Raw genomic sequence first — 25,428 nt, forward strand, 5'->3', positions numbered from 1 at the left:
CTCGATGGGGTGAAGAAAGGGAAGCGACGGCCCGCGCATACAGGGCGGCGACGAGGCATCGCCCCTAGAAGAGGGGTAAGACCGTACCGATGTTCCTGTCCTCAGCCCTGTTGAGGATCGCCTTTGCGCAGGCGATATCATCGATCGCCATGCCCATCGGATTCAGCAGAATGATTTCATCATCCGTCTCGCGACCGGGCTTGGACCCGACGATGATCTCGCCAAGTTCTGCATGCAGTTGCTCGCGCGAAAACTCGCCTGCTTCGACCAGCAGGTTGATGATCTTCTTTTCGCGGTTGGACTGGTCCCAGTCATCGACAACGACCTTGTCGACCTTGAGGAACACATCGCGTTCCACATCCATGATCGAAACGTTGGCCAGGAACGTGCCTTTGCTGAGCCAGTCGAAAGCGAGATAGGGCTTGTCGGTCACGGTGCAGGTGATCACCACCGGACAGTCGCGAACTGCTGCTTCCGCGCTTTTCGTGACGGCAATGACGAGGTCGCCGAAGCGCTGGCTAAGCCGGGCGGCAAGCGCGTGCGCGGCCTCTTCGCGTAGATCGAACAGCCGCAGTGTCTTCACGCCCGCGAACTGCTGGAGCAACATCTGGGCCTGCCGTTCGGCAATCGGCCCGCAGCCGATGATCGCGGCTTCCTCGAAGTTCTTTCGCGCCAGGTGCCGTGTCGCGACGCCGGTGACGGCCGCGGTCCGCATCGCGCTTAGAAGTCCGCCTTCCATGATCGCTATGGGATAGTTGGTCTCCGGATCGTTGAGCACGATGACGGCACTCGCCCGCTCCATCCCTCTTCTGGCCGGGTTGTCGTGCTTGGAGCCAATCCATTTGAGCCCCGCAACGGGTTGCGCGCCGCCGATCCAGGCCGGCATGGCAATGATGCGATCCGCGATATGCTGGGTACTGGGGCTGCGCAGATAGGGTTTGAGCGGCTGTACGAAGTCGCCGGCGGCATGGCTGCGGAAGCCCGCCTCGATCGCGCTCATATAGAGATCCGAATGGTCCCCACCGAGCGCAGCGACGTCCGAACGGGACAAGTATCGCAGAGTAGCCGTTGTCATATCGCTGCCCCCTCCGACAGCATCGGGACGGGCAGAACATGGGCTGTTGGCATCCATGAAGACGCGGCCACGCTTGTGCTCCGGGAATGCCGCACGATCGATGGTCGTTCACCCAGCCGGCGGAAGGACGCTGCGAAAGGCCGCGTGAGGCGGCGTTCCTGGGCCGGCCAGTCGGGATCATAGACCGTATCGAGATAGCGTTCGCCGCGATCGGGCAGCAGGGTGACGATACATGATCCTTTGCGAAGGTTTGGGATCAGCTTGGCGATCGCCGCCATGACCGTGCCCGACGAACCGCCAGCCAATATGCCCTGGCTTTCCGCGAGGCGGCGGCAGGCTAGCGTCGACTCCCAGTCCGTCGCATAGATGACGGCGTCCACCTCTGGCAGGGCGAGCTGCTCCGGCACGCGGCTCGCGCCGATGCCCGGGATCTGCCTGTTCCCGCCCGTCCCTCCGAAGATGACGGACCCTTCCAGATCGACCGCCACGACCTCGATATTCGGCCAACGCTCGCGCAGACGACGCGCCAGGCCCATCAATGTCCCGCAGGTTGAGACGGCCGCGACCACATGCGTGGGCTCGACGGGCATCTCGCGGACGATCTCCTCACCGATCCCGTTGTAATGGGCGCGCCAATTATCAGGATTGGCATATTGGTTGAGCCAAACCGCGCCCGGAATGGTGCGCACCAGTTCATCCACCCGCCGGATGCGGGTGTGCAGATAACCGCCGCCCTCGTCCTTCTCCGTCACCAGATCGATCTGCCCGCCAAAGGCTTCGATGAGGCAGCGATTGGCGGGGGCAAGGTTGGGATCGACCACGGCGGTGAAGGGAATGCCCTCCCGCTTGGCGATCATGGCGAGCGCTATGGCGAGATTGCCGGATGAACTCTCCACAAGGTGGCTTTCTGATGTGATCCTGCCCGCGGCCAATGCCTGCGACACCATGTAGTGCGCGGTGCGATCCTTCACGCTGCCGCCGACATTCAGCATTTCGAGCTTTGCGAAGACCGGAACCTCGTCCGGCGGAAACATGCGGTCCAGAGCAACAAGCGGCGTGTTGCCGACGGACAGTTCTGCTGAAGATTGCATTGCGGCTCCTTCCAATCGGATGGGCGTGCGGCGTCGTAGCCGCTGCGGGTAGTCAGGCCAGCTCGTGATTTTCCGGCCCGCTCTAATGACATAAAATGATTCGCTATTGCGAGTCAATTGCAATAATAGCAGATCACTTGCCGACGAGCAGCGCTCGCAAAAACACGGACGAAAGGACTGTCGATGCAGACCCTGATATTGCTGGCCCATGTGCCGACAGATGCGGTCAACGAGGGCTTTCTCCCGGCGGCGCGACGTCTCGGCCTCAGCGTGACCCTGCTTACCGACCAGGCGGAAGCACATCGACACTACTTCTCAACCGACGACCGGCCGGCCTATCCTGACAGCATCATCGAATGCGATGTGTTCAATCCGGTCGCGGTCATCAGCGAAATCAGCCGCCATGCCGAGCGGCCCGCCGCCATCTTCTCGAACAGCGATCATCTGCAAACCAGCACCGCACTGGCGGCGGATTATTTTGGGCTGCCCGGCAAGGGCTGGAAAGTCACCTACCGGGCCAAAAACAAGGCAGCGATGCGCGAATGCTTACAAGATCAGGGGGTGGATCTGCTGTGGCACGCTGTGGTGACGAACGAAGACGAAATCGCTCGTCTTTCCGCGATTCCCTTTCCTTGCGTGCTCAAACCTCGCGAAGGCGTTGGTAGCCAACTCGTGCGGTTGTGCGAGAACGAGGACGCGCTCGTCTCGCACAGCCGGCATGTCTGGAGCATGGAAGCAGGCCGCGCCATGCTGATCGAGGAATATATCGCGGGGGAACTCTACACGCTCGAAACCTTGGGCGATGGAGCGGACATCCTCGTTCTTGGGGGATTTCATGTCGCGTTGGGGCCGCCGCCAAATTTCGTCGAGATGGAGGGACGCTGGGGCAACTGGCTCACCCCTTCCCAGAGGGCCGAGGTGCTACGTCAGATCAAGGCGGTTGGGGTCGGCTTCGGATCCTGCCACACCGAGTTCGTGCTGACGGAAAAGGGGCCACGACTCATTGAAATCAACTACCGGACGGTCGGCGACCATATGGAGTTCATGCTGGAGCACACCCTCGACCTCGCGCTGTTCGAAAAAATTCTACGCCTTCATCTCGGCGAGCAACTCGGTGCGACCCCTTTGGCAGGCAGGGCAGCCACGATCCGATATTTTCCAGCCGACAGGTCGGGACGGATTGCCTCGGCGCCAGGGGGTTTTCTTCGCAGGGATAACGAATTGCGCGTCGAATATCGTTCGCTCCGTAGCCTTGGCGAACATGTGGCCGTAACGAACTCCAACAAGGACTATCTGGGCGCTCTGAGCGTAAGTGCGCCTGACAACGCCATGCTGGAGAATGCGTTGAAGGAGGCGAGCGCAGCGCTGGTTTGGGATATTGATCCCGAAGGTTAGTTATCGTGAATCGTGATGTGCTTCACGGTGGCGGCCTTGGCAGAACAAGACCGCGCGCCGTGAGCGCCCCGAAGTCGAGTGAACGCGCTTCTTCAGCCGGAGCCACGGGGCGACACAAGGCGCCTGAACCAGAAAACCCACACGGCTAGCGTTCCCAACAATGCCAGGGACAGCCCAGACAGCGTCATCACGAGCCGGTACAGAAATCCTCCAACCTTGGCCGCATGAAGCGGATAGAGAAGATTATATCCGCGTGCCTCAGGTGGCAGATGCTTGGCATCGCGCGTGGCCACCAGCGCGCCGCTGTCCGCCGCGAACCACAATGTCGTGCGCCCGTTCGGCAGCCATTCTTCCGGGCTTCGCATGCGCAGGGTGATGAGACCGTTGCCGCTACGTGGCAGAGTGAGGCTGCGAACCTCGGCTTCCGGAAAGCGCTGTCGCCCCATTTCGATCATCGCCGACCAATTTAACCGCTCGGCGATCTTTCCCGTGCGTGGCGGTGGTTCGGCCAGCGAACGGTCGATTTGCACGGGAGCGCCAGGCCCGAAGAGCAGCGCAGCCATTGGCCGGAATACCAGTACCACTCCGGTGACGAGTGACAGAACCAGCAGCGGCGCCATCACGATGCCGAGATCGCGGTGATGCCGCATGATTGCCGGCCGGCTCATGCGCGCCGGCCACAGGCGAAATGAGAACGTCTTGCGTGTCCGCAACCATAGAAGCGCGCCAGTCACTACGAAGAACAGGCCGCAGATGGCGGCGACGCCGATGATGACTTCCCCCCAATCACCGGCGAAGAGATGGTGATGGAAGTCGAACAACCAGATCTCCGGCCGTTCCCACTGGCTGGTCCATCGCGTCACGAGTCCGCCGTTCTGATCGAGATAGGCGCCCGCGCCGCCCTTGTAGGTCAGCCGATCCAGCCCGAAACCCCTGGTTGCGAAGAGGATGGATTCGGGCCGGGTTGTGGGATCATCCATGATCCGCTGCGTGAATTCAGCCAGATGCGCAGTGCCTTGCATTTGCGCGTCGGTTGCATGGGGAAGCACTACCCACGCATCCTTGTGAACGAGAATTGCGCCGGACAGGCCAAGCATCGCCAGCAGCAGGCCAACGAGACCTCCAGTCCAGCGATGCAATGTATCGATAAGCGTCATCATGAAGTGAATGCGATCTGCGGGTGAAGTGGCTTTGCGGGCCTTCGCCGCTTAGCGCCCGAGTAAAGTACTGAAACTATCTTGCTTGTGCAAATCATTATCAAAATGATGCGGCGCTTGCCGTTGCACGGTCGCAAAGGCCCAGCCAGCTACATCTATCCCGCTTAAGCGAGCCGCACGGGCGTCCGGCTGGATGCGAGTGTCATCGTCATGTAGCCTCGCCGGCGGATGACGGGCGGTTCAGATAATCGAGGAGCAGCGGGGAAGGCTGTTCTTTTGGCAGGATTATGTCTCACGCGATTTCTGGATCGAGCGCGATGAAGCATCTTGTGCTGGGCGGAGGCGGTGACCGCCGATTCGGCTCATCCCCGTTCGGGCAGCACAAGATGCTCCGAGGCAAGTTCCAGCGCGACTATCATCACTTGCCCCATGTGAAGGGCCAGCCCTTCGCCAAACACGCGGCATGGGTTGTTGGCTTTTCCGTTCACTTCGACTAGGCGCTGCGGCGAGAGTTGGACTATTCCGGCTTTCATTGATCGCGCCGGTGCCCCCCGAAAGGGGCTTAATCGGGAATGCGGTGCGGAGGGGTTTCCTCCAAATCCGCGGCTGTCCCTGCAACTGTAAGCGGATAGCGCGATGCACATCGCTCCTCCTTGAAGGGGCAGCCACTGGGCCGGACGCTAAATCATGCGAGGCCTGGGAAGGCGTGCATCAAGCTGTGACCCGCGAGCCAGGAGACCTGCCGGCGTCTGGTCGCTCTTGCCTTGGTCCAGGGGATGGCCGCGGCACGGTGAACTCCGTCTGAGCGACGAACAAGCGGCTGGGGCCGCATCGGAGACGTGCGTCGGCCGCCCATGGCGTCCGGCCGCCGCGCGTGCCGCCCGTTCACGCGGGTTTGCCCCGGCCATGTCGCAAGACGCCGGAGGACTATTTCGTGATCAAGACCATCCTTTCCAGCACCGCGCTCGCCGCGCTCCTTTTGCCTGCCTTTGCTCATGCCGAAGATGCATCGGAGGCAGCCGACAAGTCCGATATCCTCGTGCTGGGCACTCGCACCGGCGATGCCAACGCTCCTACGCAGACGGGCAGCCGTCTGGGCCTGACCATCCTTGAGACGCCGGCCAGCGTCGAGACGCTGTCGGGCGATGTTATCCGCGCACGCGGTGACCTGTCGATCGTCGATGCCGTCACGCGCGCGACGGGCATCAGCTCGGTGGCCAATCCGGGCAACGGGGGCACCGGTCTTGCCGCGCGGGGCTTTAGCGGACCCGGCTCCGTCATGCAGCTCTATGACGGTGTTCGCCTCTATCCCGGCGCGGGCACCGTGACGTTTCCGACCGACCCCTGGACTGTCGACCGGATCGAAGTGCTGCGCGGGCCTGCTTCGGTCCTCTATGGGCAAGGCGCGATCGGTGGCGCCGTCAACGTCATCTCCAAGAAGCCGAACACTACCCGCACCGAGTTCGAAGCAGAAGCCGGTTTCGGTTCCCAGAATAGCTGGCGCATCGCCGCCGGTGTCGGTGGGCCGGTCAACGAGCTGACCGCCTATCGTTTCGACATCAGCCGCACACAGTCGGACGGCTGGGTCGATCGCGGGAATTCGAAGGGGTTGGCCATATCCGGCTCGGTACAGCTGCGCCCCAGCGATAGGCTGACCATCACCCTGTCCGACGATTACAGCGACCAGGAGCCGATGCTCTATTTCGGCACACCGCTGATCAATGGCAGGATCGATGATCGCAACAAGCGCCGGAACTACAACGTCACCGACGCGCTGATGCGCTTCAAGGACAACCGGACGACGATCCGGGTGGAATGGACGCCGAGCGATTCCATCAGCGTCCGCAATACCGCCTACCGTCTGACCACGCATCGCAAGTGGCGCAATCTCGAAAGCTATTTCTGGAACGGCGCCACGGGGAAGATCGACCGGTTCGACTTCTTCGGCATCGATCACGATCAGACGCAGATCGGCAATCAGGCCGACGTCACGATCCGCAGCGAATGGGGTGGCCTGAAGAACGAGGTGCTGGTTGGCTTCGACGTCAACGCAATCAGTTTCAGGCACGCGAACGATTTCGATTCTGATCCGGCGCCGGCCGGCTTCGCCGATCCGGTCGATCCATTCGTGTTTGACCCGGGTCTCTATTACAACACGTTCGGTGTGCGGCCCCAGCATCGCAGCCGGACGCGGCAATATTCCTTCTTCGCGGAAGACCGCCTGACGCTCAGCGACCAATTGTCGGTGTCGGTCGGGATCAACTACGACCACGCCAACGTCAAACGCTACGTCAACAGCTACGATACCGCCGGCGTGGCGACCGAGACGTTGCGACTCGACAAGACGCTGCACAACGTCACCTGGCGGGTGGGAGCGGTTTACCAACCGAGCCCTGCACTATCGCTCTACGGTCAGTATGCGACGGCGGTCGATCCGCTCGGTTCGCTGATCACCTTCTCCATCGGGCAGGCCGCGTTCAAGAACACCACGGGCGACCAGATTGAGGCGGGCATCAAGGCCAGCTTCCTCGGCGGCCGCGGCTTGGCGACCTTCGCGGCCTACCGGATCGTGAAGAAGAACCTGCTCGCCACGGTTCCGGGCAGCCTTCCACCAAGGCAGGATCAGGTTGGACAGCGTTCGGCGAAAGGACTGGAGGCTTCGCTGACGCTGGACCTTCCGGGGGGCTTCGGGATCGATGCCAACGGCACGATCCTCGACGCGCGTTTCGACGAGTTCCTGAGTGGCGGCACGTCATACAATGGCAAGACCCCGCCGGGTGTGCCCGAGACGACCGCCAATCTCTGGTTGCGTTACGACGTCACCCCGCGGTTCCAGACCCGCCTTGGCCTGCGCTACGTCGGGAAAACCTATTCCGACAACGCCAACCAGTTCCGCGTGCCCGGCTACGCCGTAGTGGATGGCGGCGTTTCGTTCGCCGTGACGAAGAATGTCGCGGCCAACCTGCGGGTCTACAACCTGTTCGACAAGGATTACGCGACCACCACCTACAATGACGAGCAATGGCTGCTCGGCCGGCCACGCTCGATCGATTTTTCGATCAGCGCCCGGTACTGACGATGCACGGCGTCACGAAACCCGTGGCGGCGCCACGCCCACGCAGCCGAGGCAGGCTGCTCTGGGCGCTGCTCGTCCTGCACCGCTGGACGGGCGTCATCGTCGGTACGCTGATGACGCTGTGGTGCCTCACCGGGTTCGTGATGCTCTATGTCGACTACCCCCGGCTGCTGCCGGCCGAGCAGGTGCGGGGCTTGTCTCCCCTGCACTTGCCGGCCGGCGGCAGCCTGGCACGGATCGCCCTGCCACCTGACACCGGTCTGGCCTCCGCCCGCCTCGAGATGGCCGCAGGCAAGCCCGTGCTGCGAGTCGTGCCTGAAAAGAATGATGGACGCGCGATCTGGCAGATGCGCGCCACACCGCAGAGCTATGATCTGGGGTCCGGCGCGCTGCTGGCGCCGCTGTCCCGCGAAGACCTCGGCAAGGTCGGGGCGCAATTCGGGCGCAATGTCGGGATCGACGGACCCGTGGCAGCGATCACGCCGATTTCCGTCGATCAATGGACCGTCCAGGCCTTTGCCGCCAACCGCCCGCTCTATCGTATCGACTATGCCGACGCCGCGGGCTCGGCGGCCTATATCGCCGGCCAGACCGGAGAAGTCGTCCAGCGAACGACCCGATTTGAGCGGTTCTGGGGCTGGCTGGGCGCCGTGCCGCACTGGCTTTACCCGACGGTGCTTCGCCAGAACCCCGCCGCATGGAGCCAGGTGGTCATCTGGACGTCGCTGATCGGTTGCTTCCTCACCCTCACCGGCATCTGGGTCGGCATCAGCCGGCTAAGGCGGGGCAAGGATGGAACCATCGGCTCGCCCTATCGAGGCCTGTGGTGGTGGCATCATATGGCGGGGCTGGTCTTTGGGGTGTTCGCCCTCACCTGGGTCGGCAGCGGCCTGTTCTCGATGAGCCCCTGGGGCCTGTTCGACAGCGACGCCGGACCTGTCGAGCGTCAGCGCCTTGCGGGACCGATGTGCTGGACCGACATGCGGGCCGCGCTGGCCAATATGAACCAGTTCCCCATCGATACAGTCCGTGTGGAAAGCGCGCCGCTCGGCGGGAAAATGGCGCTTGTCGCCATTGCGGCCGACGGCCGCATGGTGCGGCTGAACAGTTCGGGCAGACCCGCGGTCCTGACGCGGGCCGATGTCGCGGCAGCCTTGCGCAGCGGCCCCCGCGTCGTGTCGCTTGACCTGCTGTCCGAGGGTGACAGCTATTATTACGCCCACAAGGAGCCGGTGCGCTTGCCAGTGTGGCGCGCCGTGCTGGCCGATCCGCAAGCCACACGCCTCTATATCGACGCGGCGTCCGGCGCCTTGCTGCGTGCGGTCGACGGCACGGGCCGTGCCGAACGCTGGCTGTGGAACGCGCCGCACAGCTTCGATCTGCCCGGCCTGCGCCAGAGCCGCTTGCGGTACATCATCATCCTGCCCTTGCTCGCAGCCGTCACACTGGTCTGCGGGACCGGAGCCTGGATGGGCATGCGCAAGCTGGCCCGCGACCTGTGGCGTATTCGGCGCCGTATCCGGCGGCTGTCCCGCCGCTCGTTCTTCCTTCGATCACGGAGCCCGTCATGATCTCATCCGCCGCATCGCTATCCTTGCGCCGACGGATCGGCGCCCTGTTCACGGGATTGATCGCCGCGAACATTGCGGTCTGGGTCTGGGCCTATAGTCTTTTTCACGCGCAGCCCCTGATGTTGGGCACCGCCTTGCTGGCCTGGGGGCTGGGTCTGCGTCACGCGGTCGATGCCGATCATATTGCCGCCATCGACAATGTGACCCGCAAGCTGATGCAGGATGGCCAGCGCCCGGTTGCGGTCGGCTTCTGGTTTGCGATCGGGCATTCGGGGATCATTGCCATAGCGTCAATCGCCATAGCGCTGACGACCAGCGCGCTGGCTGAGTTTGCCGCGTTCAAGGAGATTGGCGGGGTAGTGGCGACCGCAGTTTCCGCGCTATTCCTGTTCACGATTGCAGGCATGAACCTTCTAATCCTGCGCTCCGTTTGGCGTACCTTCGCCCATGTCCGCACTGGCGGCGACTATGTCGAAGACGATCTCGATCTGCTGATGGGGTCGCGCGGATTGCTTGCAAGGCTGTTCAGGCCGATGTTCCGCCTGGTCAACAAAAGCTGGCACATGGCCCCGCTGGGATTTCTGTTCGGGCTCGGATTCGATACCGCCACCGAAGTCGCCATTCTGGGCATGTCGGCCAGCCAGGCCGCCAACGGCCTGTCGATCGGCACGATCTTGGTCCTGCCTGCGCTGTTCGCGGTCGGTATGGCGCTGATCGATACCGCTGACGGCGTGGTGATGCTGGGCGCTTATGAGTGGGCCTTCGTGAAACCGATCCGCAAGCTCTACTACAACATCACCATCACCCTGATCTCGGCCATCGTGGCAATCGTTATCGGCGGAATCGAGACGCTCGCCCTGATCGGCGACAAACTCGGATTGACGGGGTGGCCATGGAACCTTGCCGCGAAATTGGGAGAGAACTTCAACAGCCTCGGCTTCGCCATCATCGGCCTGTTCGTGCTCTGCTGGCTTGCAAGCTTCGCGATCTATCGCTGGAAGCGCTTCGACGAGATCGAGGTTGCGGTCGTTGCCTGACCGTGCCCGTGTGAATCGATGCATCATGCTTCGGTATGACAAGCAGGCTTGCACTGTCTCAATCGATCTCGATGTCCACATGCCGCTGGGACTTCGCGTACACTACGGTGAACGCGATGCAGCGATCCGGATGTTGATGAAGCGCTCTGCCGGAGCTTTCTTAAAGTCGAGCCTGAGCTGCGTTTTTGATCCGGCTTCACGAAAGGTTGCTGAAGCTCTCGCCGACGACATACGCGAACGCCTTTTCCGGATAGCGCACAAGCCCATCAGCCAACGGCAAGTGGAGAATATTCTCGGCATCACATCCCGCGAGCGGATACGGTGGGCCAAAGACGGACGCTTGCCGCGATCGGGGGTCTCCAGGATCAGAAAAGGCACAACCGAGATCTCGCTCTGGACTTATCCATGCGATGCGATCGAGCATCTGGCAGCCCACCCGGCAGAGATACGTCGGTGGCGCGAAGAAGATACAGCAACGACATCAATTGGCTTGGCTCCCATTTTCGGTTAGGGCGGGCGGCGAAGGGTCGGTTGATTCCGCCCTTCGATGATCGCGCCGGTGTCCCGAAAGGGACTTAATCGGGAATGCGGTGAGGAAGCTTGCTTCCAAATCCGCGGCTGTCCCTGCAACTGTAAGCGGATAGCGCGATGCACATGCTCCTGAATGCAGGAGCGGCCACTGGACAGCGTATGCACGCAGTCTGGGAAGGCGTGCATCAAGCTGTGACCCGCGAGCCAGGAGACCTGCCGGCGCACCGGTCGCTCTTGCCTGATCCAGGGGATGGTCACGGCACGGTAACTCTCCGTCTGAGCGACGAAGCTGTGCGGCTGGGGCTGCACGGGTTGCGTGGTCACGGGCGCCTTGTCGCGCCCGCCCGTCGTCGCGCTCCGACCGGATATGTCCGGCAAGCCCCCGCTTTTCTCGCTCCGGCGCGCGGGGAAGTTGACTGTGTCCGACCTGTCCAAGTCCGATGTTTCCAAGGTGCCGGTCACCATCGTTACCGGCTTTCTGGGCGCGGGGAAAACCACGCTCATCAGCCACTTGATCCGCAATGCGGGCCGCCGCAGGTTGGCGGTGGTGGTCAACGAATTCGGCACGCTGGGCGTGGATGGCGACATTCTCCAAGCCTGCGCCATTCCCGATTGCCCGGCTGAAAACATCATCGAACTGGCCAATGGCTGCATCTGCTGCACCGTGGCGGACGATTTCATTCCCACTGTCGAAAAGCTGCTCGCGCTCGATCCGCGCCCGGATCACATCCTGATCGAGACATCGGGCCTGGCGCTCCCCAAGCCGCTGCTCAAGGCGTTCGACTGGCCGGCGATCCGCAGCCGGATCACCGTCGATGGCGTGCTGGCCCTGGCCGATGCCGAGGCTGTCGCTGCCGGTCGGTTTGCACCCGACGTAGCCGCGCTGGATGCGCAGCGCGCCGCCGATCCGAGCGTCGATCATGAGACACCGCTGTCGGAGGTGTTCGAGGATCAACTGGCCTGCGCCGACATGGTTTTGCTCACCAAGGTCGATCTGGCCGGACCCGAAGGCGTGGCTGCCGCGCGCGCCGTAATCCTACGAGAAGCGCCGCGTCCGGTGCCGGTGATCGAACTCACCGAAGGCGTGGTCGATCCGCGTGTGATCCTGGGCCTCGGAGCCGCCGCCGAGGACGATATCGCCGCGCGCCCCTCGCACCACGACGGCGAAGACGAGCATGAGCACGAGGATTTCAACAGCACGGTGATCGCGCTCAGTGAGATCGCCGATCCGGCCGACCTCGTGGACCGGATCGAAACGCTGGCGCGCGATCACCGGATCCTGCGGGTGAAGGGCTATGCCGCCGTGACCGGCAAGCCGATGCGCCTGCTGGTGCAGGCCGTGGGTGCGCGGGTGCGTCATCACTACGATCGCCCGTGGCGGCCGGACGAGCCGCGTCGCACCACGCTGGTCGCCATCGCCGAGCATGACGCTATTGATCATGGCGTCCTGCGCGCGGTGCTGGAAGGCTGAACGCCGCCGATGCACGTCATCTTCCGCGAAACCCATGGGATGGAGGAAACTGCCGTCCCGCAGGATCTGGGGCAGCAGCCTGCGGATCTGGTGGTGCTGTCCTTTTCGGACAGCGACCTGGGAGCATTCGCGGCCGCATGGCACGGCGCGCGCGCAGTCAATGAAGATGTACCCTCGCTCAGGCTCGCCAATCTGTCGGCGCTCATGCATCCCTTGTCGGTCGATACTTATGTCGAGCGCACGCTGTCCGGCGCCAAGGCGATCCTGATACGGCTGATCGGCGGCATGCCTTATTGGAGCTACGGACTGCAGCAGGTCGAGGCGTTGGCCCGCGAGCATCGGATCGCGCTGGCCGTCCTGCCTGGAGACGGTCGGCCCGACGAACGCCTGGATGCGGTATCGACCTTGCCCGTGCCTGTCCTGCGAGAGCTTGCGCGGCTGTGCGATACCGGCGGCGAGCGAGCGGCACGGGCGGCGCTGGTCGAACTGGCGCGGGCCGCGCGGCTGGTCGATTTGCCCGCGTCGGCCAGCGAAGCATTGCCGGAAGCGGGCGGCTGGCATCCCGAACATGGCGTCGTCTGCCCGGAAGCCTTCGCGCGCGATTCGGGCCGGCCCCTCGTATTGCTGGTATTCTATCGCTCCTACCTGGCGGCCCACGATCTGGACCCCTTCGCCGCCCTTCACGCCGCGTTCGAGCAGCGGGGGTTCGACACATTGTCGATTTTCGTCCCGTCGCTGAAGGCGCCTCTGGTGCGCGGCCAGGTCGATCATTGGGTCCGTGCCCTTGCTCCGGTCGCCATCATCAACGCCACCGCCTTCTCTGCCCGCGGCGATGGGATCGACACGCCGCTCGACGGCGCGGGCGTGCCCGTGTTCCAACTGGCGCTCGCCACATCGGGCCGCGCCGCCTGGGCAGGCGCAGCGCGTGGGCTGTCGCCCGCCGATCTCGCGATGCATGTCGTGTTGCCCGAACTGGATGGCCGCGTCTTTGCCGGTGTCGCCAGTTTCAAGGAAGCGGGGACGCGCGATCCCGCGCTGGAATTTTCCCGCAGCCTCCATCGCGCCGATCCGCAGCGGATCGAGGCGATCGTCGCCCGCGTGGCCGGCTGGACCGCGCTGGCCCGAAAGCCTCTTGGCGATCGGCGCGTGGCGCTTGCCCTCTCCACATATCCCGGCAAGGCCTACCAGATGGCCCATGCCGTGGGGCTGGACACTTTTGCCTCCACCGAGGCGATCCTGGCCGACCTTGCGCAGGCGGGATACCAGGTGCTTCCCCGCGCGGATTTGCCGACAGCGCTCCAGTGCGAGCACTTGCGCTGGCCTCTAGCCGACTATCGTAGGGCGCTGGCTGCCTTGCCCGAGGGGCTGCGCGCCGATCTTGCCGCTGCCTGGGGCGATCCGGAAAGCGATCCGGCGGTGTGGGACGGCGCATTCTGCTTTCCCGCGGTCGCGGCCGGCAAGGCCATCGTCGCCTTGCAGCCCGAGCGGGGTATCAGCGCCAGCCGCGCGGAGGATTATCACGACCTCTCGCGCTGTCCGCGCCATGCTTATGTCGCCTTCTACCTGTGGCTGCGCGAACAGGGCGTGGACGCATTGGTCCATATCGGCGCGCACGGCACGCTGGAGTGGCTGCCCGGCAAGGCGGTCGCCCTGTCGGATGCGTGCTGGCCGGAGGCGCTCGTGGGCGCCATGCCGGTGATCTACCCCTTCATCGTCAATGACCCGGGCGAGGCGGCGCAGGCCAAGCGCCGCATCGGCGCGGTCACCATCGGTCACGTCCCGCCACCCCTGACGCAGACCGGCAGCGGTGCGGGCCTTACCCGCATCGAGGCTCTGCTCGATGAATTTTCCAATGCCGATGGGCTGGATCCGGCCCGCCGCGACCGGCTCCAGGATGCCATTCGCGAGGAAGCGCGCGCGCTGGGCCTGGAGGCCGAGCTGGGCTTGGATAGCGCGACCACATTGGTCGAGGCGATCACGCGCATCGACCGCTTCGTCTGCGATGTGAAGGCCAGCCAGTTCGGCGACGGGCTGCATGTCTTTGGCCGGACTGAGCATGGCGCGGCGGAACGGGCCGGGTTGCTGGCGGCGCTGGACGGGAGGCGCGTGGCGCCCGGTCCTTCCGGTTCACCCTATCGCGGGCGCAGCGATGTGCTGCCGACGGGGCGTAACCTCTACACGATCGACCCGCGCGCGGTGCCGACCCGTGCCGCCTATGCGCAAGGGGTTTGCCTGGCGGAGGAACTGATCCGGCGGCACTTGCAGGATCATGGCGACTATCCGCGCGGGCTGCTGGTCGATCTCTGGGGCTCGGCAACGATGCGCACGGCGGGAGAGGAATTTGCCATGGCGCTGCACCTGCTGGGCGCCAAACCGCTGTGGGACATGGCGTCCGAACGGGTGATAGGGATCGAGATCCTGCCGCTCGCCCTGCTGGACCGACCGCGCATTGACGTAACTCTGCGCGTTTCCGGACTGTTCCGCGACGCCTTTCCGACCTTGCCGGCGCTGTTCGGGCAGGCGGTGCGGGCGCTAGGCGCGCGGGACGAACCGGCGGACTGGAATCCCTTCGCGGGCAAGCCCGTGGCCCCGCGCGTCTATGGCCCACGACCTGGCCGCTACGGCCTGGGAATGGGCGATACGGCCGAAGTCTATACCGACGATGCCCGGCGCGCTGCCGGAGAAGCATGGCTGGCGGCATCGGACCATGCGCTGGACACGATCTGCGATCCGGCCGGCGCCCCTGCCGACTCCGACGCAGACACTGGGGGCCTGCGCCAGCGTGTGGTGGCGGCCGATGCCTTCGTCCATCTTCAGGACCTGCCCGAAACCGATCTGCTGCTGGCCGCCGACTATGCCGCGCACGAGGCGGGCTTTGCCGCCGCCAAGATGCTCGCGGGCGGCACGGCGGCGCTCTATCACCTCGACAATCGCGATCCGGTCAGTCCTGTGGCTCGCACCCTTGCCGAAGAGATTGCCCGCGTCGTTCGCGCCCGCGCCGCGCATCCAGGCTGGGTTGCCGGCATGATGCGCCACGGCTTTCGCGGGGCTGCCGAACTGGCGGCCACGCTCGATCATATGGGCATGTTCGCGCATCTATCGGGCAGCGTGCCCGCGCACCTGTTCGACCTCTATCATGATGCCACGCTGGGCCAGCCGGAGGTCTGCGCGTTTCTTGAACGCGAGAACCCCGGCGCGCTGGCGGCGATGGAAAGCCGCTTCGCCGCGCTTCACGCCGCCGGGTTGTGGCGGACGCGGCGCAATTCGATCCTCGCCGGACTGCCGATTTCCTCCGGCCCGAAAGACGGGGCATGAGCGATTTTGCAGTCCAGGGTTGGTGTCCCGATGCATGGCACCCGATGATGGCGGGCGATGGCCTGTTGGTTCGGGTGAAGCCACGGCTTGGCCGCCTGACGCGCGAGCAGGTGCTGGGCCTGTGCGATGCCGCCATGACGCATGGCAATGGGCTGATCGACATGACCCGCCGCGCCAATCTCCAGATCCGCGGGGTGCGTGAAGCCGGCTGGCAGGCGGTGCTGGACCGGCTGCTGGCCCTGAACCTGGTGGACGCCGATCCCGCCATCGAAAAGCGACGCAACATTCTGGTCGCTCCGGACTGGCGGACCGGGGACGACAGCCACCGCATCGCCAGCGAATTGCAGGAACGGTTGGGTGAACTGCCGGGTCTGTCTAGTAAGGTCGGATTTGTCATCGATGCGGGGCAGGCCACGGCCCTTTGCGGCGAGGCGGGCGATTTCCGTATCGAGCGCGGCGAAAAAGGTAACCTCATCCTGCGCGCTGACGGTCGCCCTGCCGGCGTTGCCGTCGCACCGGGCAAGGAAGCGGATGCGCTGATCGCGCTCGCCAACTGGTTCGGCGAAAGCGGCGGCGCAGATGCCGGACGCATGGTTCGGCACCAGGCTGTCCTGCCGGATTGGGCCGAGGGCGATATTCTGCCCGCGCCGCCCATTGCCCGCATCCCGCCAGGCCGGCACGATTTGGGTTCGGCCTATGGCCTGCCGTTCGGCCGGGTGAAGGCACGGTTTCTGGCCGGGATGATGGAAACGCCGCCAGCCGGGGCTATACGGCTCACACCCTGGCGCGTGCTGCTCCTCGAGGGCGCGCCTGCTGCGCGCCGCGAAGGTCTGCTCTGCGATCCTGCCGATCCGCTGCTGCGGGCAGAGGCTTGTCCCGGCGCACCTTATTGCCCCCAGGCTACGGTCGAAACCCGCGACCTTGCCTGGCGCCTTGCCCCGCATGTCGAGGGACGGCTGCATGTCTCCGGCTGCGCCAAGGGCTGCGCCCACCCGCGCGCCGCCGATGTCACGCTGACCGGCCGGGAAGGCCTGTTCGATCTGTGCCGGAATGCCCCCGCTGGCGGGCCTTCGCTTCGTTCTGCCCTCGGCCCGGCCGAGATACTTGCCCATTTCGGAGCTGCCTGATGCCCCATGTTTATGAAACCGATGGTGCGGCAATCTATCGCCAGTCCTTTGCCACGATCCGCGCCGAGGCCGATCTTGCGAACTTTTCGCTCGATGAGGAGCCGGTGGCGGTCCGCATGATCCACGCCGCCGGGATGGTGGACCTGGCGGCGCATATCCGCTTCTCGCCCGGTTTCGCAGGCGCGGCGCGTGCGGCGCTCGCCGATGGCGCTCCGATCCTCTGCGATGCCCGGATGGTGTCGGAAGGGATCACGCGCGCGCGTCTGCCCGCCGCCAATCCGATTATCTGCACCCTGGGCGATACCCAAGTGCCGGCCATGGCGCGGACGATGGGCAACACCCGTTCCGCCGCCGCGCTGGAACTGTGGCGGCCGCATCTGGCGGGCGCGGTGGTGGCTATCGGCAATGCGCCGACCGCTCTTTTCCATCTGCTCGATATGCTGGAAGATCCCGATTGTCCGCACCCGGCGGCGATCATCGGCTGTCCGGTGGGCTTCGTCGGTGCGGCCGAATCCAAAGCCGCGCTGTGGGCTGCGCCGCCTGCGCCTTGCTGTATCGTCGAGGGTCGCCTTGGCGGCAGCGCGATCACGGTCGCCGCGATCAACGCTTTGGCGAGCCGCGCCGAATGAGCACGGTCATGTCTTGCGGAACGATTCATGGCGTTGGTCTGGGCCCCGGCGCGCCCGATCTGCTGAGCGTGCGCGCCGACCGGCTGGTGCGCGGCGCCCGTCATGTCGCCTATTTCCGCAAGGTGGGGCGCCCGGGGCAGGCCCGGCGCATTGCCGAAGGAATGCTGCGCGCCGACGCGATCGAAATCCCGATGGAATACCCGGTGACGACCGAGATCCCGGTATCCGATCCGCGTTACAACGCCTGTCTGTCCGCCTTTTACGCCGAATGCACGGAGCGATTGGCCGAGCTGGCGCAGGCCGGCGAGGATGTCGTCGTCCTATGTGAAGGCGATCCGTTCTTCTACGGCTCGTTCATGCATCTTCATGCCCGTTTGGCGGGCATGGTCCCGGTGGCGGTGGTGCCGGGCATCACCGGCATGGCCGGAGCCTGGAACGCGACGGGTGTCCCCATTACCTGGGGCGACGACGTGCTGACGGTGGCGATGGCTACCCTTCCCGAGGAGGAACTGGCCCGGCGCATCCGTGACACCGATGCGCTGGTGGTTATGAAGATCGGCCGCAACCTGCCCAAACTGCGCCGCGCAGTGGCGACGGCAGGACGCGAGGACGCGGCCTGGCTGGTCGAACATGCCGCCATGCCCGGCCAGCGTGTCACCCGGCTCGTCGAAGCGACAAGCGTCACGCCTTATTTCTCGATCCTGCTGATCCATGGCCAGGGCCGCCGGCCATGAGCGGCTGGATTGCCATCGCCGGTCTGGGGCCGGGGGACGAGGCACTGGTCACGCCCGAAGTCACCACCGCTCTGGCCGGGGCGAGCGATGTCATCGGATATATCCCCTATGTCGCCCGTGTTGCTCCGCGCGAGGGGCTGACGCTTCACCCGTCTGACAACCGCGTGGAACTGGACCGGGCGGCCCATGCGCTCGAACTGGCGGCGCGGGGGCGGCACGTGGTCGTGGTGTCCTCCGGCGATCCTGGCGTTTTCGCGATGGCGGCAGCCGTCTTCGAGGCACTGGAGGCCGGTCCGACCAATTGGCGCGATATCGACATCCGGGTGCTGCCCGGCATTACCGCCATGCTGGCGGCCAGCGCCCGGGCGGGGGCGCCGCTGGGGCATGATTTCTGCGCCATCAATTTGTCGGACAACCTCAAGCCCTGGTCCCTGATCGAAAAGCGGTTGCGACTGGCGGCGGAGGCCGATTTCGCCATGGCTTTCTACAACCCGAGGTCGAAAGCGCGGCCGGAGGGTTTCGCGCGGGTGCTGGACCTGCTGCGCGGGGTGTGCGGCGATGATCGCCCGGTCCTGTTCGCGCGCGCCGTGTCGACGCCGGAAGAGCAATTGCGGATCGTGCCGTTGGGCCAGGCCACTGCCGACATGGCCGACATGCGCACCATGGTCATCGTCGGATCGAGCCTGACCCGCGTGATCGAACGGGCGATCGGCCCGATCCTCTATACGCCGCGTTCAGCGTCCGGGCCGGCATCGTGACCGAGTCCATGGACCAACCATGCGAGGACATCCTCAGGGCGAGAGACCTCTGTCCGGTCTGGAATGGCGGGGCGATCTATCATCAGCACCGGCAAGCCGAGTTGTCGCGCGGCGAGCACTTTGGCTTCGGCCCCCTGACCGCCGGAGTTCTTGCACACCACCAGGTCGATGGCATGGCGCTGCATCAGGTTGCTGTCCCCTACGACCGTGAAGGGACCGCGATCGACGATCAGGCTATGATGGGGAAGAGCGGGCGGGCGTTCCGGAGTGTCCACGAAGCGCAACAGATAATGGTGCTGCGGCTGGGCAGCGAACATTTCCACATGCATCCGCCCCAGCGCCAGCATGATGCGGCGGGCCGGCCCGTTCAGCGCCGCCACCGCGCCGTCGATGTCCGGAACATGCATCCAACTGTCACCGGTGACCGGCTCCCAGGCCGGACGGGTCAGCGCGACATGGGCGACGCCGGCCAGCCGGGCCGCATCCACGGCATGAACGCTCATCGTCGCGGCGAAGGGGTGTGTCGCGTCAACCAGATGGGTCACGCGATGGCGGCGCAGATAATCGGCCAGCCCCGTAACGCCGCCGAAGCCTCCGACACGCACCGGCACCGGCTGCGCGCGGGGAGTCTCCGTGCGGCCCGCATAGCTGAGCGTCGCCGCGACGCCCTGTGCCGCGAGCAGGCGGGCGAGGGCGCTCGCCTCGGTCGTGCCGCCCAGCAGGAGGACATTCGGCATGGCTGACGCGGCTCCCCAGTTTCGGCACATGCCGTGGTTGACGATCATCGGCGTCGGCGAGGACGGGGCGGATGGCCTCGGCCCCGCGGCACGTGCCGCGCTGGCGCAGGCCGAACTGGTCATGGGATCGGCCCGGCACCTCTCGCTGCTGCCCGCGATTACCTGCCCCACGATCGAATGGCCAGTGCCCTTTGCTGACGGGATTGCGCGCCTGATGGAACATCGCGGGCGGCGCGTGGTGATGCTGGCTTCGGGAGATCCCTTCTGGTTCGGCGCGGGGACCAGCGTGACGCAGCGTCTCGATCCGGGCGAATGGCTGGCGTATCCCGCGTCGTCGACTTTCGCCCTGGCCGCCGCGCGACTGGGTTGGCCTCTGCAGGAGACGCCCTGCCTCGGGCTCCATGCCGCACCGCTGGAACGGTTGAGGCCCCATCTCGTACCGGGTCGGCGTGTGCTGGCACTGCTGCGTGACGGCGAGGCGGTCACCGCGCTAGCGCACTATCTGGTGCGGGAGGGCTTCGGCCCCTCGACGCTGCATGTGATGGAGGCGCTGGGCGGTCCGCGCGAACGCGTGCGCCGTGTACCCGCTGACGCGCTGGCATTGACCGGCATCGCCCATCCGGTAACGGTCGGGATCGACTGCGCCGGACAGGGCAGAACATTGCCCGTCACGGCGGGGCTACCGGACGACTGGTTTGCCTCCGACGGGCAGATCACCAAGCGCCCGGTCCGCGCGCTCACGCTGGCGGCGCTCGCCCCGCGTCCGGGCGAACTGCTGTGGGACATTGGCGCGGGGTCGGGATCGGTCGGGATCGAATGGCTGCTGGCCCATCCGGCGAACCGGGCCTGCGCGGTCGAGGCCGATCCGGTGCGTGCTGATCGCGCGCGTGCCAACGCCGTCGCGTTGGGCGTTGATCGGCTGGAGGTCGTCGTCGGGATCGCCCCGGATGTCTTGCCGGGAGTGCCCCCGCCCGATGCCGTGTTCATCGGCGGTGGACTATCGGATGCCTTGCTGGAAACGCTATGGGCGCGGTTGCCCGCCGGAACGCGGCTGGTCGCCAATGCAGTGACGCTGGAATCGGAAGCCTTGCTGACGCGTTGGCATGGTCAAAAAGGAGGCAGTCTCCTCCGCATCGAACTGGCCGACGCCGCGCCGCTGGGGAACCGGCATGGCTGGCGCGCACGCTATCCCGTGGTGCAATGGAGCGCGGTGCTGTGATCGTCGCGGGTTTCGGCTTTCGGTCGGGCGCCGGCCTGTCCTCGCTGCGTGGGGCTCTGGCCCGGGCGCAGCAGGGCCAACCTCCGGTCACGCATCTTGCCACGGTGCAGGACAAGGTCGCGGCGCTGGTTCCGCTCGCCGAAGCGCTGGGCCTGCCGCTGACCGGCGTGGCGCCCGAGGCATTGATTGCCGTCTCGACCGCCACGCGCTCCGTCGCCAGTCTGGCGGCGCGCGATGTCGGCAGCGTCGCGGAAGCGTCCGCCCTGGCGGGCGCTGGCGCGGGCGCGGGCCTGCTGGGGCCGCGCCACATCTCCCCCGATCGCATGGCGACCTGCGCCATTGCCCAAGGATCTCCGACATGACCGTCCATTTCATCGGCGCCGGCCCCGGCGCGCCCGACCTTCTGACCCTGCGCGGGCGCGACCTGATCGCGGGTAGCCCGGTGTGCCTTTATGCCGGATCGCTGATCCCGGCGGCAGTGCTCGATCATTGTCCGTCCGGTGCCCGGATCGTCAACACCGCACCGCTGGAACTGGACGAGATCATGGCTGAGATCGCCGCGGCTCACGCCGCCGGGCAGGACGTGGCGCGGCTCCATTCGGGCGACCTTTCGGTCTGGTCGGCGATGGGCGAACAATTGCGCCGCCTGCGCGCGATGGATATTCCTTTCACGATCACGCCCGGCGTTCCCGCCTTCGCTGCTGCTGCCGCAGCGCTTGAAGCAGAGCTGACCCTGCCGGAGCTGGCGCAATCGCTGGTACTCACCCGCACGCCGGGCCGCGCAAGCACCATGCCGCCTGCCGAAAGCCTCGCCAATTTCGCGGTGACCGGCGCGACGCTGGCCATTCACCTCTCGATCCACAACCTCGCGCGCGTGGTGACGGACCTGACCCCAGCCTATGGCGCGGATTGCCCCGTCGCCGTGGTCTGGCGGGCAAGCTGGCCCGACCAGCGGATCGTCCGCGCCACACTCGAAACCTGCGAGCAGGCCGTCGCGGGCAGCATGGAGCGCACCGCCCTGATCCTTGTCGGGCGCGTGCTGGCGGCCCAGGATTTTGCCGAAAGCAGCCTCTACGCACCCGGCTATGACCGCCGCTTCCGGCCCCAGGACGCCACTTCACGCTTTTCGGAGGTCTCCGAATGAGCGTGCGCAATTCGACTTTGGGCTTGATCATTGCCGCCCCGGCATCGGGGACAGGCAAGACCACAGTGATGCTGGGCCTGCTCCGCGCGCTGAGCGAGGACGGATTGACGGTGCAGCCGTTCAAGAGTGGGCCGGACTATATCGATCCGGCCTTTCACCGTGCCGCCTGCGGCCGGGCTTCGTTCAACCTCGACAGCTGGGCGATGGACGGCGGTCTGCTCGACGCTATCGTGGCCGAGGCGGCAGGAGCGGACATGGTGCTCGCCGAAGGGTCGATGGGGCTCTACGATGGCGTTGCCAGCATGGGCGCCTCGGGCAATGGCGCCAGCGCCGACATGGCTCGCCGCATGGGCTGGCCCGTGGTGCTTGTGCTGGACGTGTCGGGCCAGGCGCAGTCCGCCGCCGCCACCGCGCTGGGGTTCAGGAGCCTGGATCCGCACGTGCCGTTCGCTGGGGTGATCCTCAACCGCGTGGCCAGTCCGCGCCATGAGCGGCTGGTGCGCAAGGGGCTGGAGACGGCCGGTATTCCCGTGCTGGGTGCGCTGCCCAGGCGGGGAGATCTGACCTTGCCCGAGCGGCATCTGGGGCTGGTGCAGGCGGTCGAACATCCCGACCTCGACCGGGCGATTGCCGACTATGCCGCGTTCCTTCGCACCCATGCCGATCTCGATGCGATCCGCAGCGCGGCCGGCGGGAGTGCGCCGGCGGTCTTGCCCGGCGGCGGGCGGCTCCCTCTCCCTCCAGCCCAGCGCATCGCCATTGCCCGCGATGCCGCCTTTTCTTTCGTCTATCCGCATCTGCTCGAAGGCTGGCGGCGCGCCGGGGCGGAGATATTGCCGTTTTCGCCGCTGGCGGATGAAGCGCCCTGCCGTGACGCGGATCTGGTCTGGCTCCCGGGCGGCTATCCGGAACTCCACGCCGGGACCATCGCCGCCGCGGAGAACTTCCTATCCAGCCTGCGCCATCATGCCGAGACGCGGCCCGTCCATGGCGAGTGCGGCGGTTATATGGTGCTGGGCGAAGCGTTGGTCGACAAGAACGGCGAGCGGCACCGCATGGCGGGCCTGCTCGGGCTTGTCACCAGCCATGCCCAGCGCCGGATGCATCTCGGCTATCGTCATGCCGAGCTGCTGGCGCCGGTATCGGGCCTTGCCGCCGGGACCAGGCTGCGCGGCCACGAGTTCCACTATTCGACCATTGTCGAACAGGCCGACGCGCCGCTTGCCCGCGTGACCGATGCCGACGGCATGGAGGTCGCTGAAACCGGATCGCATCGCGGCCACGTGACCGGAACCTATTTCCACCTGATCGCCCCCGTTTCGAGGGGAGAGTCTCAATGATCGACCTGCACCTCATTGGCATCGGCACGGGTAACCCCGACCACCTGACGGCCGAGGCGATTCGGGCGATGAACGGCGCCGACCTCATCTTGCTGCCGCGCAAGGGTCGCGCCAAGTCCGACCTGATTGACCTGCGCCGCGCCATCTGTGCGGAGGTGCTGACCGGCCCCGTCTGGATCGTCGAGTTCGATCTGCCCGTTCGTGATGCGGATGCGGTCTATCTGGATGCCGTCAATGACTGGCACGCGGCCATAGCCGCCGCCTGGGCCACGCAGATCGCCATGCATCTGCCGGATGGCGGCAGGCTGGCGCTGCTCGTCTGGGGCGATCCCTCGCTCTACGACAGCAGCTTGCGGATCGCCGGACGGCTGAAGGACGGAGGCATGGATATTCGGGTCCGGGTCGTGCCCGGCATCACCAGTATCCAGGCGCTGACCGCGGCCCATGCCATACCATTGAGCCCGCTGGCCGGGCCGGTGACGGTCACCACCGGACGGATGCTGCGCACTCATGGCTGGCCCGATGGAGCGGACACGCTCGTCGTCATGCTCGACAGCGGCTGCGCCTTCGAGGTGCTGGAGCCGGAGGGCATCACCATCTGGTGGGGCGCATATCTGGGCATGGCTCAGGAAGCGCTGGACCAGGGGCCGCTGGCTGAAGCCGGCCCCAGGATCGCCGCGCATCGGGCCGAACTGCGCGCACGCCATGGCTGGATCATGGATGTCTATCTCATGCGAAGGGAGCAAATCGATGGAAGCTGACAGCGAAGTGGAAGCGTTGGCCGGCGATGCCCGCCACGCCGAAAAGATGCGGAAGAAACAAGCGGCGCAGGCCAAGATCATGGCCAACAAGACCCGCGAACAGGGCCTGCTGATCGTCCACACGGGCAAGGGCAAGGGCAAGACCAGCGCGGCGCTCGGCATGGTGATACGCGCGATCGGCCACGGCATGAAGGTGGGCGTGGTCCAATTCGTCAAGGGCGCGATGTCGACGGGCGAGAAGGCCGTGTTCGACGCCTTTCCCGATAATGTCGAATTCAAGCCGATGGGCGAGGGCTTCACCTGGGACACACAGGATCGTGCGCGTGACATCGCGGCGGCGCGCGCCGCGCTCGATGAGGTCCGGCGCATGATTGCAGACCCGGCCTACCACATGGTGCTGGCCGATGAGCTGAATATCGCCCTGCGCTATGAGTATCTGCCGCTCGACGAAGTTCTCAGCGTTCTGACCGTGCGCGACGAGATGAAGCATGTCATCGTTACCGGCCGCAACGCGCCAGAAGCGCTGATCGAGGCGGCCGACCTCGTCACCGAGATGACCATGGTCAAGCACCCCTTCCGCTCCGGGGTCAAGGCGCAGAAGGGGATCGAGTTCTGAGCGAGGCCCCCCCTCTGTTCGACGCGGAATTCGCGGCGGGTTTCACGCAATTGCTGCGCTGGCGCCGCGATGTCCGGCATTTCGATTGCCGCACCGTGGCGGAGGAGGACATGCGCGCGCTGCTGGCCTGCGCCTCTTTCGCGCCGTCGGTCGGCAATGCGCAGCCGTGGCGCTTCGTGCGCCTGCGCTCGCCCGGTATTCGCGATGCGCTCGCCGCCCATGTCGATACGCAGGGCGCGCGCGCTGCGGAGCGCTACGCCGGGCAGGCCCGGTACGATCACTATGTTTCGCTCAAGCTGCACGGTTTGCGCGAGGCTCCCGAACTGCTGGCGGTGTTCTGTGACGAACGAACTGGCGCCGGGCACGGCCTCGGCATTGCCACCATGCCCGAGATGCTCCGCTACTCCTGTGTGCTGGCGATCCACAATCTGTGGCTGGCCGCGCGGCTGCGGGGCATTGGCCTCGGCTGGGTGTCGATCCTCGATCCGCGGACCGTCCAGGCCCTGCTGGACGTGCCCGCCGAATGGTCACTGATCGCGCTGCTGTGCATCGGCTACCCGGCCGAAGAATCCGACACACCCGAACTGGAACGGCGCGGCTGGCAGTCCCGCGAACCGTGGAATGACCGGGTGTTCGAGCGATGA

22 protein-coding genes and 2 riboswitches are annotated in these 25,428 nt (G+C 65.6%); of the genes, 18 read left to right on the top strand and 4 right to left on the bottom strand.

Annotation, left to right across the window (positions count from 1 at the left end; all coding sequences use genetic code 11):
* Window positions 1–64: 64 nt before the first annotated feature.
* Complete coding sequence (gene sbnB, locus LDB26_RS18905; protein WP_306812042.1) at window positions 65–1,132, bottom strand: 2,3-diaminopropionate biosynthesis protein SbnB; 1,068 nt, start codon at window positions 1,130–1,132, stop codon at window positions 65–67.
* Complete coding sequence (gene sbnA, locus LDB26_RS18910) at window positions 1,072–2,166, bottom strand: 2,3-diaminopropionate biosynthesis protein SbnA (protein WP_082635092.1); 1,095 nt, start codon at window positions 2,164–2,166, stop codon at window positions 1,072–1,074. Before sbnA ends, sbnB begins: the two co-directional genes overlap by 61 nt.
* A 198-nt stretch (window positions 2,167–2,364) precedes the next feature.
* Between sbnA and LDB26_RS18915 the strand changes: the two genes are divergently transcribed.
* Window positions 2,365–3,561, top strand: coding sequence for an ATP-grasp domain-containing protein (locus LDB26_RS18915; protein WP_257539520.1), 1,197 nt, complete (start codon window positions 2,365–2,367; stop codon window positions 3,559–3,561).
* Between the two features lie 92 nt (window positions 3,562–3,653).
* Here the strand turns inward: LDB26_RS18915 and LDB26_RS18920 are convergent, their stop codons facing one another.
* Window positions 3,654–4,718 carry a PepSY domain-containing protein gene (locus LDB26_RS18920; RefSeq protein WP_062068404.1) on the bottom strand — a complete coding sequence of 355 codons (1,065 nt, stop codon included), beginning with the start codon at window positions 4,716–4,718 and terminating at the stop codon, window positions 3,654–3,656.
* A 317-nt stretch (window positions 4,719–5,035) separates the two neighbouring features.
* Here LDB26_RS18920 and LDB26_RS18925 point away from each other — a divergent pair, with 317 nt between their 5' ends.
* From LDB26_RS18925 to cobJ, 10 genes are all read left to right on the top strand, one after another.
* On the top strand, window positions 5,036–5,215 hold the full coding sequence (locus LDB26_RS18925; protein ID WP_062062697.1) for a hypothetical protein: 180 nt from the start codon (window positions 5,036–5,038) through the stop codon (window positions 5,213–5,215).
* A 28-nt stretch (window positions 5,216–5,243) separates the two neighbouring features.
* Window positions 5,244–5,480, top strand: a riboswitch (cobalamin riboswitch).
* Between the two features lie 172 nt (window positions 5,481–5,652).
* Window positions 5,653–7,794, top strand: coding sequence for a TonB-dependent siderophore receptor (locus LDB26_RS18930; RefSeq protein WP_231746381.1), 2,142 nt, complete (start codon window positions 5,653–5,655; stop codon window positions 7,792–7,794).
* Window positions 7,740–9,365: a peptidase gene (locus LDB26_RS18935; RefSeq protein ID WP_306812043.1), complete on the top strand. Its 1,626-nt coding sequence runs from the start codon at window positions 7,740–7,742 to the stop codon at window positions 9,363–9,365. Before LDB26_RS18930 ends, LDB26_RS18935 begins: the two co-directional genes overlap by 55 nt.
* Window positions 9,362–10,402, top strand: a complete 1,041-nt coding sequence (locus tag LDB26_RS18940; protein WP_062062700.1) for a HoxN/HupN/NixA family nickel/cobalt transporter — start codon at window positions 9,362–9,364, stop codon at window positions 10,400–10,402. Before LDB26_RS18935 ends, LDB26_RS18940 begins: the two co-directional genes overlap by 4 nt.
* 540 nt (window positions 10,403–10,942) lie before the next feature.
* A riboswitch (cobalamin riboswitch) is annotated at window positions 10,943–11,169 on the top strand.
* A 182-nt stretch (window positions 11,170–11,351) separates the two neighbouring features.
* A complete protein-coding gene (gene cobW, locus LDB26_RS18945) occupies window positions 11,352–12,404 on the top strand; it encodes a cobalamin biosynthesis protein CobW (protein ID WP_231746382.1) in 1,053 nt (350 codons plus the stop codon).
* 9 nt (window positions 12,405–12,413) lie between these two features.
* Window positions 12,414–15,719, top strand: a complete 3,306-nt coding sequence (gene cobN / locus LDB26_RS18950; protein WP_257539521.1) for a cobaltochelatase subunit CobN — start codon at window positions 12,414–12,416, stop codon at window positions 15,717–15,719.
* On the top strand, window positions 15,716–16,846 hold the full coding sequence (gene cobG, locus LDB26_RS18955; protein WP_257539522.1) for a precorrin-3B synthase: 1,131 nt from the start codon (window positions 15,716–15,718) through the stop codon (window positions 16,844–16,846). The genes cobN and cobG overlap by 4 nt, the downstream gene beginning before the upstream one ends.
* Complete coding sequence (locus LDB26_RS18960; protein ID WP_062062710.1) at window positions 16,846–17,475, top strand: precorrin-8X methylmutase; 630 nt, start codon at window positions 16,846–16,848, stop codon at window positions 17,473–17,475. The genes cobG and LDB26_RS18960 overlap by 1 nt, the downstream gene beginning before the upstream one ends.
* Window positions 17,476–17,483: 8 nt before the next feature.
* Entirely contained in the window at window positions 17,484–18,209 is a 726-nt protein-coding gene (gene cobI / locus LDB26_RS18965; protein ID WP_156415218.1) for a precorrin-2 C(20)-methyltransferase, read from the top strand.
* Window positions 18,206–18,967, top strand: a complete 762-nt coding sequence (gene cobJ / locus LDB26_RS18970) for a precorrin-3B C(17)-methyltransferase (RefSeq protein WP_062062716.1) — start codon at window positions 18,206–18,208, stop codon at window positions 18,965–18,967. Before cobI ends, cobJ begins: the two co-directional genes overlap by 4 nt.
* On the opposite strand, the gene LDB26_RS18975 is transcribed toward cobJ, so the two are convergent.
* Window positions 18,931–19,704 (bottom strand): cobalt-precorrin-6A reductase, encoded by a 774-nt coding sequence (locus LDB26_RS18975; RefSeq protein ID WP_062062719.1) that lies wholly within the window; start codon window positions 19,702–19,704, stop codon window positions 18,931–18,933. The two genes, cobJ and LDB26_RS18975, sit on opposite strands and share 37 nt — an antisense overlap.
* On the opposite strand from LDB26_RS18975, the gene LDB26_RS18980 reads away from it, so the two are divergent.
* Genes LDB26_RS18980 through bluB form a run of 7 tightly spaced genes read left to right on the top strand, consistent with a single transcriptional unit; the run spans window position 19,703 to window position 25,428 of the window.
* Window positions 19,703–20,923, top strand: coding sequence for a bifunctional cobalt-precorrin-7 (C(5))-methyltransferase/cobalt-precorrin-6B (C(15))-methyltransferase (locus LDB26_RS18980; protein WP_062062721.1), 1,221 nt, complete (start codon window positions 19,703–19,705; stop codon window positions 20,921–20,923). The genes LDB26_RS18975 and LDB26_RS18980 overlap by 2 nt on opposite strands.
* Complete coding sequence (locus LDB26_RS18985) at window positions 20,920–21,285, top strand: cobalamin biosynthesis protein (RefSeq protein WP_062062724.1); 366 nt, start codon at window positions 20,920–20,922, stop codon at window positions 21,283–21,285. The genes LDB26_RS18980 and LDB26_RS18985 overlap by 4 nt, the downstream gene beginning before the upstream one ends.
* Window positions 21,282–22,067, top strand: coding sequence for a precorrin-4 C(11)-methyltransferase (gene cobM / locus LDB26_RS18990; protein WP_062062727.1), 786 nt, complete (start codon window positions 21,282–21,284; stop codon window positions 22,065–22,067). Before LDB26_RS18985 ends, cobM begins: the two co-directional genes overlap by 4 nt.
* On the top strand, window positions 22,064–23,407 hold the full coding sequence (locus LDB26_RS18995) for a cobyrinate a,c-diamide synthase (RefSeq protein WP_062062730.1): 1,344 nt from the start codon (window positions 22,064–22,066) through the stop codon (window positions 23,405–23,407). Before cobM ends, LDB26_RS18995 begins: the two co-directional genes overlap by 4 nt.
* Window positions 23,404–24,168: a precorrin-6A synthase (deacetylating) gene (gene cobF, locus LDB26_RS19000; RefSeq protein ID WP_257539523.1), complete on the top strand. Its 765-nt coding sequence runs from the start codon at window positions 23,404–23,406 to the stop codon at window positions 24,166–24,168. Before LDB26_RS18995 ends, cobF begins: the two co-directional genes overlap by 4 nt.
* Window positions 24,158–24,784 (top strand): cob(I)yrinic acid a,c-diamide adenosyltransferase, encoded by a 627-nt coding sequence (cobO, locus tag LDB26_RS19005; protein ID WP_062062736.1) that lies wholly within the window; start codon window positions 24,158–24,160, stop codon window positions 24,782–24,784. Before cobF ends, cobO begins: the two co-directional genes overlap by 11 nt.
* Window positions 24,781–25,428 carry a 5,6-dimethylbenzimidazole synthase gene (bluB, locus tag LDB26_RS19010; RefSeq protein WP_082635093.1) on the top strand — a complete coding sequence of 216 codons (648 nt, stop codon included), beginning with the start codon at window positions 24,781–24,783 and terminating at the stop codon, window positions 25,426–25,428. The genes cobO and bluB overlap by 4 nt, the downstream gene beginning before the upstream one ends.

The sequence above is a fragment of the Sphingobium sp. CFD-1 genome (assembly GCF_024611115.1).
GTDB classification, from domain to species: domain Bacteria; phylum Pseudomonadota; class Alphaproteobacteria; order Sphingomonadales; family Sphingomonadaceae; genus Sphingobium; species Sphingobium baderi_A.

Excerpts from the sequence above, each read along its gene's own strand:
- sbnB (WP_306812042.1), bottom strand. The coding sequence starts at position 1,132 with ATGGATGCCAACAGCCCATGTTCTGCCCGTCCCGATGCTGTCGGAGGG.
- sbnA (WP_082635092.1), bottom strand. The coding sequence starts at position 2,166 with ATGCAATCTTCAGCAGAACTGTCCGTCGGCAACACGCCGCTTGTTGCT.
- LDB26_RS18920 (WP_062068404.1), bottom strand. The coding sequence starts at position 4,718 with ATGACGCTTATCGATACATTGCATCGCTGGACTGGAGGTCTCGTTGGC.
- LDB26_RS18925 (WP_062062697.1), top strand. The coding sequence starts at position 5,036 with ATGAAGCATCTTGTGCTGGGCGGAGGCGGTGACCGCCGATTCGGCTCA.
- LDB26_RS18935 (WP_306812043.1), top strand. The coding sequence starts at position 7,740 with ATGGCTGCTCGGCCGGCCACGCTCGATCGATTTTTCGATCAGCGCCCG.
- LDB26_RS18940 (WP_062062700.1), top strand. The coding sequence starts at position 9,362 with ATGATCTCATCCGCCGCATCGCTATCCTTGCGCCGACGGATCGGCGCC.
- cobN (WP_257539521.1), top strand. The coding sequence starts at position 12,414 with ATGCACGTCATCTTCCGCGAAACCCATGGGATGGAGGAAACTGCCGTC.
- cobG (WP_257539522.1), top strand. The coding sequence starts at position 15,716 with ATGAGCGATTTTGCAGTCCAGGGTTGGTGTCCCGATGCATGGCACCCG.
- LDB26_RS18960 (WP_062062710.1), top strand. The coding sequence starts at position 16,846 with ATGCCCCATGTTTATGAAACCGATGGTGCGGCAATCTATCGCCAGTCC.
- cobI (WP_156415218.1), top strand. The coding sequence starts at position 17,484 with ATGTCTTGCGGAACGATTCATGGCGTTGGTCTGGGCCCCGGCGCGCCC.
- cobJ (WP_062062716.1), top strand. The coding sequence starts at position 18,206 with ATGAGCGGCTGGATTGCCATCGCCGGTCTGGGGCCGGGGGACGAGGCA.
- LDB26_RS18980 (WP_062062721.1), top strand. The coding sequence starts at position 19,703 with ATGGCTGACGCGGCTCCCCAGTTTCGGCACATGCCGTGGTTGACGATC.
- LDB26_RS18975 (WP_062062719.1), bottom strand. The coding sequence starts at position 19,704 with ATGCCGAATGTCCTCCTGCTGGGCGGCACGACCGAGGCGAGCGCCCTC.
- cobM (WP_062062727.1), top strand. The coding sequence starts at position 21,282 with ATGACCGTCCATTTCATCGGCGCCGGCCCCGGCGCGCCCGACCTTCTG.
- LDB26_RS18995 (WP_062062730.1), top strand. The coding sequence starts at position 22,064 with ATGAGCGTGCGCAATTCGACTTTGGGCTTGATCATTGCCGCCCCGGCA.
- cobF (WP_257539523.1), top strand. The coding sequence starts at position 23,404 with ATGATCGACCTGCACCTCATTGGCATCGGCACGGGTAACCCCGACCAC.
- cobO (WP_062062736.1), top strand. The coding sequence starts at position 24,158 with ATGGAAGCTGACAGCGAAGTGGAAGCGTTGGCCGGCGATGCCCGCCAC.